General features: G+C 71.5%; 14 protein-coding genes. 4 read left to right on the plus strand and 10 right to left on the minus strand.

Going from position 1 to position 14443, the window contains the following annotated elements; genetic code table 11:
- Positions 1 to 46: 46 nt before the first annotated feature.
- Positions 47 to 712, minus strand: coding sequence for a histidine phosphatase family protein (locus ACFQQI_RS14185; protein ID WP_378564332.1), 666 nt, complete (start codon positions 710 to 712; stop codon positions 47 to 49).
- A gap of 99 nt (positions 713 to 811) precedes the next feature.
- Here ACFQQI_RS14185 and ACFQQI_RS14190 point away from each other — a divergent pair, with 99 nt between their 5' ends.
- Positions 812 to 1405, plus strand: coding sequence for a hypothetical protein (locus ACFQQI_RS14190; protein WP_378564335.1), 594 nt, complete (start codon positions 812 to 814; stop codon positions 1403 to 1405).
- Positions 1406 to 1592: 187 nt separating this feature from the next.
- Here the strand turns inward: ACFQQI_RS14190 and ACFQQI_RS14195 are convergent, their stop codons facing one another.
- On the minus strand, positions 1593 to 3782 hold the full coding sequence (locus tag ACFQQI_RS14195) for a 3-hydroxyacyl-CoA dehydrogenase NAD-binding domain-containing protein (RefSeq protein WP_378564338.1): 2190 nt from the start codon (positions 3780 to 3782) through the stop codon (positions 1593 to 1595).
- Positions 3783 to 4005: 223 nt separating this feature from the next.
- The gene (locus ACFQQI_RS14200) at positions 4006 to 5217 is read right to left on the minus strand and encodes an acetyl-CoA C-acetyltransferase (protein WP_378564341.1); all 1212 of its coding nucleotides are present in this window, start codon (positions 5215 to 5217) and stop codon (positions 4006 to 4008) included.
- A gap of 143 nt (positions 5218 to 5360) precedes the next feature.
- On the opposite strand from ACFQQI_RS14200, the gene ACFQQI_RS14205 reads away from it, so the two are divergent.
- Positions 5361 to 6086, plus strand: a complete 726-nt coding sequence (locus ACFQQI_RS14205) for a MerR family transcriptional regulator (RefSeq protein WP_378564344.1) — start codon at positions 5361 to 5363, stop codon at positions 6084 to 6086.
- 20 nt (positions 6087 to 6106) lie between these two features.
- Here the strand turns inward: ACFQQI_RS14205 and ACFQQI_RS14210 are convergent, their stop codons facing one another.
- The gene (locus tag ACFQQI_RS14210) at positions 6107 to 6520 is read right to left on the minus strand and encodes a pyridoxamine 5'-phosphate oxidase family protein (RefSeq protein ID WP_378564347.1); all 414 of its coding nucleotides are present in this window, start codon (positions 6518 to 6520) and stop codon (positions 6107 to 6109) included.
- A gap of 108 nt (positions 6521 to 6628) precedes the next feature.
- Here ACFQQI_RS14210 and ACFQQI_RS14215 point away from each other — a divergent pair, with 108 nt between their 5' ends.
- Positions 6629 to 7543: an NAD(P)H-binding protein gene (locus tag ACFQQI_RS14215; protein ID WP_378564350.1), complete on the plus strand. Its 915-nt coding sequence runs from the start codon at positions 6629 to 6631 to the stop codon at positions 7541 to 7543.
- On the opposite strand, the gene ACFQQI_RS14220 is transcribed toward ACFQQI_RS14215, so the two are convergent.
- The 6 genes from ACFQQI_RS14220 to ACFQQI_RS14245 form a co-directional block, all read right to left on the minus strand.
- Positions 7505 to 8026, minus strand: a complete 522-nt coding sequence (locus ACFQQI_RS14220) for a type II CAAX prenyl endopeptidase Rce1 family protein (RefSeq protein ID WP_378564353.1) — start codon at positions 8024 to 8026, stop codon at positions 7505 to 7507. The two genes, ACFQQI_RS14215 and ACFQQI_RS14220, sit on opposite strands and share 39 nt — an antisense overlap.
- Before the next feature lie 83 nt (positions 8027 to 8109).
- A complete protein-coding gene (locus ACFQQI_RS14225; protein ID WP_378564356.1) occupies positions 8110 to 8304 on the minus strand; it encodes a CsbD family protein in 195 nt (64 codons plus the stop codon).
- A 53-nt stretch (positions 8305 to 8357) separates the two neighbouring features.
- Positions 8358 to 9671, minus strand: coding sequence for a DEAD/DEAH box helicase (locus ACFQQI_RS14230; RefSeq protein ID WP_378564359.1), 1314 nt, complete (start codon positions 9669 to 9671; stop codon positions 8358 to 8360).
- Positions 9672 to 9852: 181 nt separating this feature from the next.
- Entirely contained in the window at positions 9853 to 11292 is a 1440-nt protein-coding gene (locus tag ACFQQI_RS14235) for a flavin-containing monooxygenase (RefSeq protein WP_378564362.1), read from the minus strand.
- A 24-nt stretch (positions 11293 to 11316) separates the two neighbouring features.
- Entirely contained in the window at positions 11317 to 12048 is a 732-nt protein-coding gene (locus tag ACFQQI_RS14240) for a glutamine amidotransferase (protein ID WP_378564365.1), read from the minus strand.
- Positions 12045 to 13208, minus strand: coding sequence for a CaiB/BaiF CoA transferase family protein (locus tag ACFQQI_RS14245; RefSeq protein ID WP_378564368.1), 1164 nt, complete (start codon positions 13206 to 13208; stop codon positions 12045 to 12047). The genes ACFQQI_RS14240 and ACFQQI_RS14245 overlap by 4 nt, the downstream gene beginning before the upstream one ends.
- A gap of 311 nt (positions 13209 to 13519) precedes the next feature.
- Between ACFQQI_RS14245 and ACFQQI_RS14250 the strand changes: the two genes are divergently transcribed.
- A complete protein-coding gene (locus ACFQQI_RS14250) occupies positions 13520 to 14374 on the plus strand; it encodes a hypothetical protein (RefSeq protein ID WP_378564371.1) in 855 nt (284 codons plus the stop codon).
- Positions 14375 to 14443 lie beyond the last annotated feature (69 nt).

Here is a 14443-nt window from a genome sequence, read left to right on the forward strand (position 1 = left end):
CCACCGGGCGAGTCAACGGCAGCGCCGACCCCCCGTCAAGAGCGGATCAGCGGTAGGTGAGGTGCCGGCCCTCGAGGTGCGGGTGCTCGTTGAAGGTCAGCAGACGGGCTCCGGTGGACCCGACGACGACCCGGGTGACCGAGGAGTTCACGAGCACGGTGTTGAACCGGCTCCACAGCCGGGCGTACGTCGCGTCGTCGGCCTCGGGGTCGGCGAGGTCGGCGCAGACCGCCGCGATCGGGCCCCCGGACGTCACCACGACCGACGCACCGCCGGGCCCCGCGTCGGCCGCCGCCGCCTCGAACGCGGCGCGCACCCGGGCCCGGAACGCCGGCCACGGCTCGGCGTACTCGTGGTCGTGGCCGCCGCCCGACCACCGCGCCGTGGCGAGCTCGAAGACCCGCTGGAACTCGCGCCGGTCGAGCTGGTGCTCGGGGATGTCGGGGTAGGCCTCCACGACGCTCAGGTGGTCGAACTCGTCCCACCCGGGGTCGACGCCGACGTCCGGCCAGTCGCCGCCGGCTGCCATCGCCTCGACCGTCTCGCGGTGGCGGCGCATGCCGCCGCGGACGACGGCCGTCGGCGCGAACGCGCGCTCCCGCAGCCAGCCGCCCAGCAGGCGTCCCTGCTCCCAGCCGGCGTCGGAGAGCACGTCGTAGTCGTCCGCGCCGAACGACGCCTGCCCGTGCCGGACCAGGAGCACCACACCCATGACCGCAGGCTAGAGGGGCCCCAATTCGGGCCATTCCCCGCCCCGACCCCGCGGTCTAGCGTGAAAGATCGCTCAGACGCAGGGGAAGGGAGGTCCCTCATGTTCATCCAGATCATCGAGGGCAGGTGCACGCGGCAGGACGAGCTCCGCTCGGTGCTCGACCGCTGGCCGACCGAGCTCGGGCCCGGGGCGGAAGGCTGGCTAGGCGGGACGTACGGCTTCACCGACGACGACCAGTTCGTCGCCGTGGTCCGCTTCGAGGACAAGGCAATGGCGATGGCGAACTCGGCGCGCCCCGAGCAGGGCAAGTGGGCTGCGGAGATGATGGCGCTCTTCGACGGCCCGGTGGAGTTCCACGACTGCGAGGACGTCACGCTGCTCTTCGACGGTGGCTCGGACGACGCCGGCTTCGTGCAGGTGATCCGCGGCAAGGTCGAGGACCCGTCGCGGCTGCGGGCGCTGATGAGCATGCGCCCGACCGAGCTCAAGCAGATGCGGCCGGAGATCCTCGGCGCGACGCTGGCCATCGAGCCGGACGGCACGTTCACCGAGACGATCGCGTTCACCGACGAGGCGAGCGCGCGCCGCGGCGAGGCCATGGAGCCGCCGGCCGACGTGCGCGACGAGCTCGCGTACGCCATGCAGGGCGCCACGTTCTACGACCTGCACCACCCCTGGTTCACGTCGCGTTGATCCGAGCCGCGTCAGCGGATCGGATGATGGTGGTCGAGCAAGCGGCGCGACTGAGCTTGCGAAGTCGCGACCCGCGTGTCGAGACCCAGGTTCGGCAGGGCGGTGACCGGTGGCCACCGCCCTGCTGCACTTCCGGGGTCTCGACGACGCTCGCTGGCGCTCGCTGCTCGACCACCGGAACTCGCATCTACGCCGGGAACGAGCCGTCGCTCGCGGCGAGCTCGCGCAGGTACGCCGTGGGGCGGAACCGCTCGCCGTAGGCGTCGGCCAGCTCGTCGGCGCGCTTGACGAACGCACCGAGGCCGACCTGGCCCTCGGCGTTCTCGTAGCCCTGCATGAACTGCGCGGCGCCGCCGGTCATGGCCGGGAAGCCGATGCCCATGATCGAGCCGATGTTGGCCGCGGCGGCCGACTCGATCACGCCCTCCTCGAAGCACTTCGCGGTCTCGATGGCCTCCGCGAAGAGCATCCGGTCCTTCATGTCCTGGAACGGGATGGCGTCGTTGATCGGGAACTGCTCGGCGAGGCCCGACCAGATCGAGCCGCGCTTGCCCTCGGCGTACTCGTAGAAGCCGGCGCCCTTGAGCCGCGAGGGGCGGCCGGCCTCGATCATCTGCACGACGACCGCGGTGCCCGGGTGCGGCTCGTAGTCGATGCCGTCGCGCTCGGCGGCGTCCTGCGTCGCCTTGCCGATCTTGGCCATCAGCTCCATGTTGAGCTCGTCGGTGAGCTGCAGCGGCCCGACCGGGTAGCCGGCCTGGGTCGCGGCCCGCTCGATGGAGTACGGCCGCTGGCCCTCGGCGACCATCGCGAGGCCCTCATTGACCATCGTGCCGATGACCCGCGAGGTGTAGAAGCCGCGGCTGTCGTTGACGACGATCGGGGTCTTCTTGATCTGCTGCACGACGTCGTACGCCTTCGCCAGCGCGACGTCCGAGCTCTCCTTGCCCTTGATGATCTCGACGAGCGGCATCTTGTCGACGGGGCTGAAGAAGTGCAGGCCGATGAAGTCGGCCGGACGGTCCACACCGGTGGCGAGCTCGCTGATCGGCAGCGTCGAGGTGTTGGAGCAGAGCAGCGCGTCGTCGTTGACGTACGGCGCGATCTCGGCGAACACCTTCTGCTTGAGCGACGGGTCCTCGAAGACCGCCTCGATCACCAGGTCGCAGCCGGCGAGGTCGGCCGGGTCGGCGGTCGGGGTGATCCGGTCGAGCAGCTCCTGGGACTTCTCCTCGGTGAGCTTGCCGCGCTCGATGGCCTTGCGGTTGATGCCCTCGGAGTAGGCCTTGCCCTTGGCGGCGTTGTCGGCCGAGACGTCCTTGAGCACGACCTCCATCCCGGCGCGGGCGCAGGAGTACGCGATGCCGGCGCCCATCATGCCGGCGCCCAGGACGCCCACCTTGGTGGCCTTGAAGGGCTCGATGCCCTGCGGACGCAGCTTGCCGGCGTTGATCGCCTGCAGGTCGAAGAAGAACGCCTGGATCATGTTCTTCGAGGACTGGTTGACGATCAGGCTCGTCAGGTAGCGCGACTCGATGCGCGACGCGGTGTCGAAGTCGACGCTCGCACCCTCGACCGCCGCCGACAGGATCGCGCGCGGGGCCTGGTAGACGGCGCCCTTCGTCTGCTTGCGGAGCAGGGCCGGGAACGCCGGCAGGAACGCCGCCAGCGCGGGGGTCTTCGGCGTGCCACCCGGCATCTTGTAGCCGGGCTTGTCCCAAGGGTTCTGGGACTCGTCGGGGTTGGCCTTGATCCAGGCCTTCGCGGCCGGGACCAGCTCCTCACGGGTCGCGACCAGCTCGTCGACCAGGCCCTTCTCCTTGGCCTTGTCGGGCGAGAACTGGGTGCCCGGGAGCAGCACGTCCATCAGGCCCTGCTGCAGGCCGAGCAGGCGGACGACGCGGGTGACGCCGCCACCGCCGGGCAGCAGCCCGAGCGACGACTCCGGGAGCCCGATCTTGACCGAGCGGTCGTCGAGCGCGATGCGGTGGTTGCAGGCCAGGCAGATCTCGTAGCCGCCGCCGAGCGCGGCGCCGTTGATCGCGGCGACGACCGGGCGCGGGTAGAGCTCGAGCTTGCGCAGGCCGGCCTTGACGGCCTCGCCCATGGAGAACACGCCGGCCGCGTCGTCCTTGGTCGCGGTCATCATGGTCTTCAGGTTGCCGCCGGCGAAGAAGGTCTTCTTCGCGCTGGCGATCACGACGCCCGTGACGTCGTCGACCTCGTCGTACAGGCGAGCGACCGCCGCCGCCATCGACTCCTGGTAGATCTCGTTCATCGTGTTGGCGCTGGCGGTCGGGTCGTCGAGCGTGAGGGTGACGATGCCGTCGGCGTCGCGGTCGTAGTGGACCGCGGTCTGATTCTGAGTGGTGCTCATCGGATTCCTGTCCTGAAGAAGACGGTGGTTGAGGTGCGAGGGCCGCCAGGCCCGAGCCTCGAAACCACCTGGTTCTGGAGTTCTGGAGTTCTTGGTTGCGGAAGGCGGGTGCCTCACCGGGTCTCGACACGCTCCTCGCGACTTCGCAAGCTCAGTCGCGTCGCTTGCTCGACCACCGACGTATCGCCCCGACTCGTCGACGGTGGTCTGGCGGCTCCGCCGCTCAGACCACCTCGACGATCGTGGCAATACCCATGCCCCCGCCGACGCAGAGCGTGGCGAGGCCGCGGCGCAGGTCGCGGCGCTGGAGCTCGTCGACGAGCGTGCCGAGGATCATCGCGCCGGTCGCGCCGAGCGGGTGGCCCATCGCGATCGCGCCGCCGTTGACGTTGGTGATGTCGTGGCTGATGCCCATGTCGCGCATGAACCGCATCGCGACGGCGGCGAACGCCTCGTTGATCTCGAAGAGGTCGATGTCGCCGACCTCCAGGCCGGCCTTCGCGAGAGCCTTGCGGGCCGCCGGGGCGGGGCCGGTCAACATGATCGTCGGGTCGGCGCCGGAGACCGCGGTCGCGAGGATCCGCGCCCGCGGCGTGAGGCCGAGCTCGGCGCCGATCTCCTCGGTGCCGATCGCCACCAGCGCGGCGCCGTCGACGATGCCGGAGCTGTTGCCCGCGTGGTGGACGTGGTCGATCTTCTCGACCCAGTGGTACTTCTCGAGGGCCACGTCGTCGAAGCCCGCGTCGTTGCCGATCTGGGCGAAGCTCGGCTTCAGGCCGGCCAGCCCCTCGACGGACGTGTCGGGGCGGATGAGCTCGTCGTGCTCGAGGACGGGCAGGCCGTTGAGGTCCCGGACGGGGATCACGGCGTTCGCGAAGTAGCCGTTGGCCCACGCCTTCGCGGCGCGGTGGTGCGACTCGGCGGCGTACGCGTCGACGTCGTCGCGGCTCCAGCCCTCCAGGGTCGCGATCAGGTCGGCGCCGATGCCCTGCGGCACGAAGCCGGTCGTCAGCGCGGTCGCGGGGTCGGAGGCCCAGGCGCCGCCGTCGGAGCCCATCGGCACCCGGCTCATCGACTCGACGCCGCCGGCGAGGATCAGGTCCTCGAAGCCGCCGCGGACGCGGGACGCCGCCTGGTTGACCGCCTCGAGGCCGGAGGCGCAGAAGCGGTTGAGCTGGACGCCGGCGACGGTCTCGGGGTAGCCGGCCTTGAGGGCCGCGGTCTTGGCGATGTCGCCGCCCTGCTCGCCGATCGGCGACACCACGCCGAGGACGACGTCGTCGACGCGCTCGGGGTCGAGGCTCGGGTTGCGCTCCTTGATCTCGTCGAGGAGACCGACGACCAGGTCGACCGGCTTCACCTCGTGCAGCGTGCCCGCCGCCTTGCCCTTGCCGCGCGGCGTCCGAATGTGGTCAAACACGAAAGCTTCAGCCATGACGTCCTACTCCGGGGTGGGGAACGAACCTGCTCGATTGTGACACTATTACTGTCACCGTCAAGGCGGCGGGTCGTGTGGCACAGTTCACGCGGCCCGTTGGAGTGGCCGGGTCGAGTGGCCGTGGTCGGAGGGAAGAGGGAATGGACGAGAGCGTCGAGTCGCTGCGCGAGCTGCTGACCCTCGACGAGCTGACCAAGAGGGTCGGCATGAGCGTGCGCAACATCCGCTTCTACACGACCAAGGGGCTGGTGCCGCCGCCGATCCGGCGCGGGCGCTCGGGCTACTACAGCTCCGACCACGTCGCGCGCCTCGAGCTGGTGCAGGAGCTGCAGGCCCACGGCTTCACGCTCTCCGCGATCGAGAAGTACGTCGCGCGCATCCCCGCCGACGCCACCCCCGAGGACATCGCGCTGCACCGCACGATGCTCGCCCCGTGGCAGGCCGACCTCCCGGTCGAGATGTCGCGAACGGAGCTCGACCAGCGCACCGGCCGCACGCTCAGCGACGACGACCTCGCGACGCTCACGGCGCTCGGCATCCTCTACCCGGCGCGGCGCGGGCGCTACGAGGTCGCGGTCTCGCAGCTGTCCGTCGGCCTGGCCCTGCTCGACCTCGGCTTCCCGGTCGAGGCGGCCAACGCCGCCGCGGAGGTGTACGCCGAGCACGGCCGCCAGATCGCCAAGGAGCTCAACGAGCTCTTCCGCACGATGGTCTGGCCGGTCTACAAGGAGGCCGGAGCCTCCACCGAGTCCCTGCGCAAGGTCGTCGAGAGCCTCAAGCCGCTCTCGATCGCCAGCCTGGTAGCGGCCTACGAGGCCGCCATGGACGAGACCCGACGCGAGGACATCGAGCGCCGCACGCGCTGACCTGATCCTCGGGAGGCGGCTCAGCCCTCGTCGACGCGCAGGTGCAACCAGGGGCGGTCCAGGTCGAACCGGCGGCCGGAGACATCGGTCGGGGCGATCTCGACCACGTCGTACTTCTCCGGGCCGACCCAGGGCCGCAGCGGGACGTTCTCGGCCCGGTGCGCCTCGTCCTCGCCGAGGTGGCGCGCCCGGCCCCGGACCACGACGCTCGCGGCGGTCTCGCCGGCGAAGTCGTCGATCTCGAAGGCGACCTGCGCGCCGAGCTCGACGGCCAGCAGCTTGTTGCCGGGGGCGGTGCGGAAGAGCAGGGTCTCGCCGTCGACGGCGTAGTTGATCGGCGTGATGTGCTGCTCGTCGACGACCGTGAAGGCCAGCCGTCCGAACTCGTGCTCGCGCAGCATCGCCCAGCACTCCGCCGTGGTCATCTCGCTCATGCTGCACCTCCCGGACCGGCCGTCGGCTCCACCCTAGGCATCGCGCGCGCCTGGCACGAGGGGCCTTGGTCCCGGGTGAGATCGCGCGCGCTGGGTACGGCACCGGCGATGACCGCTCCCCTCACCGTCCTGGTCGCGGGCGCGACCGGGTTCATCGGCCGCCACCTGGTGCCGGCCCTGGTCGCGCGCGGACACACGGTGCGCGCGATGACCCGCCGCCCCGAGTCGTACGACGGTCCGGGCGAGCCGGTGGGCGGCGACGTGGCTGATCCGGGCAGCCTCGCGGGGGCGCTGACCGGCGCGGACGTCGCGGTCTACCTGGTGCACTCGCTCGGCGACGACGACTTCGAGCGCAAGGACGCCGACGCGGCGCGGGCGTTCGGGCTGGCCGCCGCGGCGACGGGGGTGCGGCAGATCGTCTACCTGGGCGGTCTCGGCAAGGACGACGCCGAGCTCTCGGCCCACCTGCGCTCCCGGCGGGAGGTCGAGAGGCTGCTCGGGGAGTCGGGCGTGCCGGTGACCACGCTGCGCGCCGCGATCGTGATCGGCGCGGGCGGCATCTCCTGGGAGATGACCCGCCAGCTGGTGAAGAACCTCCCCGCGATGGTCGTGCCGCGCTGGGCCGACACCCGCACCCAGCCGATCGCGCTCGACGACGTCGTCCGCTACCTGGTCGCGGTCGTCGGCGACGAGCGGGCCCACGGTCGCGTCTTCGAGATCGGTGGGCCGGAGCAGCTGACGTACGTCGAGATGCTGCAGCAGGCGAGCGAGGCGATGGCGGGCCGGCGGGTGCCCATCCAGACCGTGCCCGTGCTGACGCCGCAGCTGTCGTCGCACTGGATCGCCCTGGTCACCGACGTCGACGTCACGACCGGCCGCAACCTCATCGACTCGATGTCGACCGAGGTCATCGTCACCGACCACGCGATCCGCGAGCTGGTGCCCGACGAGCCGATGACGTACGCCGAGGCCGTGCGGCTCGCGCTAGAACAGGGCGGGCAGCGCGACGAGCATGCCGACTGACCAGGTCACGTGCACGACTGCGGGCGCGACGACCCCGCCGCTGCGCCGCCGCTCCCACGCGGTGACGAGGCCGAGCACGGCGGCCGCGAAGACCAGCATCGCGTTGCCGGTCGCCAGCGTGGCGACCGTGTAGACGACGGTGGTGCCGAGCACCGGTCGCGGTACGGCGTCGTAGAGCGCGCCGCGGAAGAAGAGCTCCTCCGCCACCCCGGTGACGACTGCGACCAGCACGACCAGCGGGCCGGAGCCGCGATGGGCGTACGCCGTGACCGCGCCGACCTGATCGTCGAGCAGCGCCACCTCACGGACGACGAGCGCGCCGGCGATGAACACCGCGACCAGGCCGAGCCCGATGAGGACCGGGCGCACCGGCGACGGGTCGCCGCGTCGTACGGGCCCCGCCGCGACCGCGCCGACGGCCCAGGTGGCGGCGAGGGCGAGCGCGGCCGGGTAGAACCAGGCCGAGCCCGGGTCGGTGTGCAACGAGACGCCGAGCAGGACGGTCCCGAGCGCGAGGAAGCCGCCGACGACGATCGGTCGGCGGCGGCTTCCTGACGTGTGCTCGGCTACTTCTTGAAGCCTTCCTTGACGTCCTTGGCGGCGTCCTTGACGTGCTCGCCGGCGTTCTTCACCTTGGCGCCCGTCTGGTCCGCCCGGCCCTCGGCCTCGAGGTCGGGGTCGTTCTTCGCGCGACCGGCCGACTTCTTGCCCTTGCCCTTGAGCTCCTCGGCCTTGTTCCCGGCCTTGTCCTTGAGTCCCATCGCTACCTCCTCAGTACACCAAGGCAGTGACCGGCCCGCGGGCACGGCAAACGTCAGGACGCGGCCACACCCGACCGCGGCCGGCCGCCGCGGCCGCCTCGGCCACGACCCCGGCGGGAACGCGGCCGACCGCCGTTCGGCGCGCCGCCGCCCGAGGTCCGCTTCTGCTGCGGCTTGCCCTGGCGCTGCTGCGGGGCCGGCGCCTCGACGACGAGGCCGCCGGGCACGAGCACCCGCTCGCCCGGGGCGAGGGTGGTGAGCACGGGGTGCGAGGAGCCGGCGAGCTTCGTCAGCGTCGGCTTGATGCCGGCGGCCCGGGTCAGGCTGCGCACCTCGCGCACCTGCTCGTCGGTCATCAGCGTGACGACGGTGCCGCGGGCACCGGCCCGCGCCGTACGGCCCGAGCGGTGCAGGTAGGCCTTGTGCTCGACCGGCGGGTCGGCGTGCACGACGAGCGCCACGTCGTCGACGTGGATGCCGCGGGCGGCGATGTCGGTGGCGACCAGGGTCGTGGCCCGTCCGGAGTGGAAGGCATCCATGTTGCGGGTGCGCGCGTTCTGGCTGAGGTTGCCGTGGAGCTCGACGCTCGGCACGCCGGCGCGGTTGAGCTGGCGGGCGAGCGCCTTGGCGCCGTACTTGGTGCGCGTGAAGACGACCGTGCGGCCGGGCGCGCTGGTGAGGTCGACGAGCACGTCGACGCGGTGCTCGCGGGCGACGTGCAGGACGTGGTGGTCCATGGTCGCGACCGGCGACTGCGCGGAGTCGGCCTCGTGGGTCACCGGGTTGCGCAGGAACCGCTTGACGAGCACGTCGATGGCCGCGTCGAGCGTGGCCGAGAAGAGCAGCCGCTGGCTGTCGCGCGGCGTGCGGTCGAGGAGGCGCCGGACGGCGGGCAGGAACCCGAGGTCGGCCATGTGGTCGGCCTCGTCGAGCACGGTGACCTCGACGGAGCCGAGGTCGCAGTGGCCCTGGCCGATCAGGTCCTCGAGGCGGCCGGGGCAGGCCAGCACGATGTCGGCGCCGGCGCGGAGGCCCTGGACCTGGGGGTTCTGGCCGACGCCGCCGAAGACGGTGCGGGTGCGCAGGCCGGCGGCCTCGGCCAGCGGCTTGAGGGCGGCCTCGATCTGGGCGACGAGCTCGCGGGTGGGAGCGAGCACCAGCGCCCGCGGCTTGCGGGACTGGGCGGGCTTCCCACCGGAGAGCCGGGCGACCAGCGGGAGCAGGAACGCGTAGGTCTTGCCGGAGCCGGTGCGGCCCCGGCCGAGGACGTCGCGGCCCGCGAGCGAGTCGGGCAGGGTCGCGGCCTGGATCGGCGTCGGGGTCGTGATGCCGAGGTCGGCGAGGACGGTGGACAGGTCTGTGGGCACGCCGAGCTCGGCGAAGCCCGCAGCGGAAGCTGCAGAGGACAAGAGGATTTCACTCACTGCTGGGGGTGTCTCGCCAGCATGGGATTTTCCCGAGAGGGGCGCTGATCGCGCGCGGCCCGAGGCAAGACGGAACGGGCTGTTGCCCCAAGCCTACGGGCCGGGTGGACGGTCCACCCAATCCTCACCCGAAGCTGAGCACCCCGTCGTCGATCGGCTGGTGGTTGATCGCGCGGACGTCGCGCAGGTAGTTCTGCCGCAGCTTCCACGGCTCCCTGTCGCCCTGCTGGGGCAGCTCGTCGAGCGCCCGCAGGATGTAGCCGGAGCTGAAGTCGATCAGCCGCTCCTCGCCGACGGTCGGGTCGCGCGGCGCGACGACCCGGCGTACGCCGTGCTCGTCCATGTGGCCCAGCAGCCGGCAGACGAAGTCGGCGACGAGGTCGGCCTTGAGCGTCCAGGACGCGTTGGTGTAGCCGATCGTGAACGCGAAGTTGGGGACGTCGCTGAGCATCAGCGCCCGGTAGGTGAGGGTGTCGTGCATCTTGACCGGGGTGCCGTCGACGGTCAGCTCGACGCCGCCCATCGCCTTGAGGGTCAGGCCGGTCGCGCTGACGACGACGTCGGCCTCGAGCTCCTCGCCCGACCGCAGCCGGATGCCGGTCTCGGTGAACGTGTCGACGTGGTCGGTGACCACCGACGCCCGGCCGCTGCGCAGCGCCTTGAAGAGGTCGCCGTCGGGCACGAAGCAGAGCCGCTGGTCCCACGGGTTGTAGGCCGGCTTGAAGTGCGTGTCGACGTCGATGTGCGCCGGGAGCTGCGAGGCGGTGCCCTTGCGGATCAGCGCGCGCATCTTGCGGGGCCAGCGGCGCGACGCCTGGTAGAACGCGGTCGCGAGCAGGATCGCCTTCCACCGCACGATGGGGTAGGAGAACCGCGCCGGCAGCCGGCGGAGCAGCTTCGCGAGCGGGTCCTCGCCGGGGAGCGACAGGACGTACGTCGGGGACCGCTGCAGCATCGTCACGTGGCCGGCGCCGGCCTCGGCCATCGCCGGGACCAGCGTCACCGCGGTCGCGCCGGAGCCGATGACGACGACCGTCTTCCCGGCGTAGTCGAGGTCGTCCGGCCAGTGCTGCGGGTGGACGACGGTGCCGCCGAACCGCTCGAGCCCGGGGAAGTCTGGCGAGAAGCCCTTGTCGTAGTCGTAGTAGCCGCCGCAGCCCCAGAGGAAGCTCGTGGTCATCGTGACCACCTCGCCGTCACGGTCGACCTCGACGGTCCAGAGAGCGGTCTCGGAGTCCCAGCTCGCCGCGACGACCCGGTGGCGGTAGCGGATCAGCCGGTCCACGCCGTACTCCTCCGCGACCGTGCGCAGGTAGCTCAGGATCGACGGGCCGTCGGCGAGCGCGCGCGCCCCGACCCACGGCCGCCAGCGGAAGCCGAACGTGAACATGTCGGAGTCGGAGCGGATGCCCGGGTAGCGGAAGAGGTCCCAGGTGCCGCCGCTCGCGTCGCGCGCCTCGAGGAGGGCGACGCTGCGGCCCGGGTGCTCGGTGCGGAGCCGGCAGGCGGCCCCGATGCCCGAGAGCCCGGCACCGACGATGAGGACGTCCACGTGCTCGGTCATGCCCGCAACCTTACTGAATATCTGTCAACAGGCATAGAGCTCGACGAACTTCGCCAGCAACCGCGGCGGGTGCTCCACGTGGCTCGCGCGCGCGAGCGCGATGATGCCGTCGGCCTCGGGCGGGTCGAAGTACCCGTAGTCGCGGTAGGTGTGGATGCGCAGCACCAGGCCCTCCTCGTCGAGCTCGGGGTGGAACTGCGTCGCGTAGACGTTGCGGCCGATCCGGAAGGCGTGCACCGGGCAGTCCGCGCTCGACGCGAGCAGGACCGCGCCGTCGGGGAGCCGCCGGACCGCCTCCTTGTGCCCGAGGAAGGCGTCGAACGTCGGCGGCATCGTGCCGAGCAGCGGGTCGGCGCGGCCCTCGTCGGTGAGCGTGATGGTGCGCGCGGAGATCGGCTCGGCGTAGTGGCGGTCGACGATCCCGTTGCGGAGGGTGCCGAGGACGCCGACGCCGTAGCACGCTCCGAGGAACGGGAAGTCGGCCGCGACCGACCGCGTCGCGAGCTCGCGCAGCTCGCCCTCCGCCCGGTGCTGCGCCTGGCTCTTGGTCTCGTCGGGGTCGCTGACGTTGAACGGGCCGCCGCCGAGGATCACCCCGGACCAGTCGCCGAGGTCGACGGGCGGGAGCGGGTCCCGCTCGAGCCGGACCCGGCGTACGTCCCTCTCGTCGAGACCCGAGCAGCTGAGCACCGCGGCGTACTCGCTGTCCGCCGCGGCGTCCTCCGCGCGGGTCCCGATGAAGAGGAACGGCTTCATGCCTGGACTGCTGCCCCGCTGTCGATCAGGTCGTCGACGTCGTCGATCCCCCAGGCGGCGAGAGCCGCGCGGGTGCTGTCGCCGGCGTTCTCGGCCGCGCGGCCGATGGTCGGCTCGGTGCGCGAGAAGCGCGGCGCGGGGGCGGGCTGCACGTGGCCGTCCTTCTCGACGAACGTCCCGCGCGCCTGGAGGTGGGGGTGCTCGAACGCCTCGCTGATCGGGATGATCCCGGCGACGCAGGCGTCGGTGCCCTCGAAGACCTCGACCCACTCCTGCTGCGTCTTCTGCAGGAACGTCTCGGTGATCAGCGCCTTGAGCTTCTCGTTGCTGGAGGGGTCGTAGCGGTCGGGCGCAGAGTCCTTGATGCCGAGGAGGTCGACGAACGCGTCGTAGAACTGCGGCTCGAGGGCTCCGACCGACATGTGCCGGCCGTCGGCGGTCTCGTAGATGTCGTAGTAGGCCACGCCGCCGTCGAGCAGGTTGGCGGCCCGCTCCTCGTGGTAGCCGCCGGACGCGAGGAACGCCGCGGTCATGGCGTTGAGGTGGGCGGTGCCGTCGACGATCGCGGCGTCGACGACCTGGCCCTTCCCGCTGACCTTCGCCTCGAGGAGGGCGGCGAGGATGCCGATGACGAGGTACGTCGAGCCGCCGCCGAAGTCGCCGACCAGGTTGGCCGGGAAGTGCGGACGCGACCTGTCCTGGCCGAGGCCGAACAGCGTGCCGGTGATCGCGATGTAGTTCATGTCGTGGCCGGCGGCCTGGGCGAGCGGGCCGTGCTGGCCCCAGCCCGTCATCCGGCCGTAGACCAGCCGCTCGTTGACCTGGCTCAGGTCGTCGGGGCCGAGCCCGAGCCGCTCCATCACGCCGGGCCGCATGCCCTCGACGAGCACGTCGGCCTCCGCCACCAGGCGCTTGACCGTCTCCCTGGCCTGGTCGTTCTTGAGGTCGAGCGCGACGCTGGGCCGGCCGCGGTTGAGCAGCATGTGGCTGCCCCCGCCCGCAAGCGCCTGCCCACCCGGCCGCTCGACCCGGATCACGTCGGCCCCGAGGTCCGCGAGGATCATGCACGCGTGCGGCCCCGGCCCGATCCCGGCGATCTCCACGACCTTCACGCCCGTGAGGGGGCCCGTGCCCTGTCCCAGCTCGTATGTCTCCGCCATGCCTCGCATCATGACAGAAGTGCTGTCACGGTTGGGCGGCCGTGTTGCGGGGTGGCAGGTGGCGGTGGGAGATCCACGTTCTGCCGCTTGCGGATGGTGGATCGCCCACCGCCACCCTTCGTCCACAGCCACGGCTCACGCACGCCCCTCCACAGCGCGGCCCGATCCCTCCCACGCGTGCGACTCAGCCACGGTCCGCTGTGCCCGTGCGCCCACTCCCTCCTGCACTGTCCGATGGACCGTTCACCCGCGCCACCGCCCGTGAGCACGGGGTGACGGATCGGCAGCTGGACGGCCGACGGTTCGTCCGCGTGTATCCCCGCGTGTTCCGCGCCGCGGGACACGAGATGACGCCGGAGGACTGGGTGACTGCTGCGCAGCTCGCCCTGCCGGACCGCGCCCACCTCACCGGGATCACGCGTCTCCAGCAGCTCGGGCTGGACTTCGGCCCATCGTTCCCACTCAGGTTCGTGATCGAGGGCGAGCTGCACCTGGCATTCGAGAAGATCTTCCTGCACCGCACCAAGCGGCTGCCACCAACGGACGGAGTCGGCGTGACCGTCCCCGCGGCGTACCTCTCCTACTGCGCTCGGGCGCGGGTGATCGACGCGATCAAGGTCGGTGACTGGCTCCTCTTCCACGGGCACACCACCGCCGCCGAGATCATGGCCCTGGCCTTCTCGGGGCTCTGGCGGGACGGCGCGGACGAGGCGATCTGGATCCTCGAGCACCTGGACGGACGGGCCCGGTCCCTCATGGAGAGCGAGACCCGGGCCATCCTCCGCTTCTGCGGCCTGACGGGGCCCGAGGTCAACGCCGCCGTCGACGTCGGCGAGCACATCGAGGTCATCGGCGACCTCGTGTACCGACAGTGGCGGACGGTCGTGGAGTACGAAGGCAGTCAGCACCAGGAGGACCGCGAGGTCTACGGCCACGACCTCGACCGCTACGGGCTCATGCGCGCCGCCGGAATCGACTACGTCCAGGTCACCAAGGAGCGGATCCGCAAGCCGAGGTCACTGGCGGGCGAGGTCTTCAGGACGCTGCTCAGGAACGGGTACGACGGACCGCCGCCCGAGTTCGGCGTGCAGTGGGAGCTGTTGTTCCGCCCGGTCCGCGTCGCGGTCGGCCAGAAGCACGACAGGTTCCGGAGCAGCGGTGCCTGATCCACCTAGTCACATGCCTCATTCGGTGGATTACCCACCGCCGACCCGCCGGCGGCCGCGGGGCGGTGG

This window comes from Nocardioides sp. GCM10030259 (assembly GCF_042666375.1).
Taxonomy (GTDB): Bacteria; Actinomycetota; Actinomycetes; order Propionibacteriales; family Nocardioidaceae; genus Nocardioides.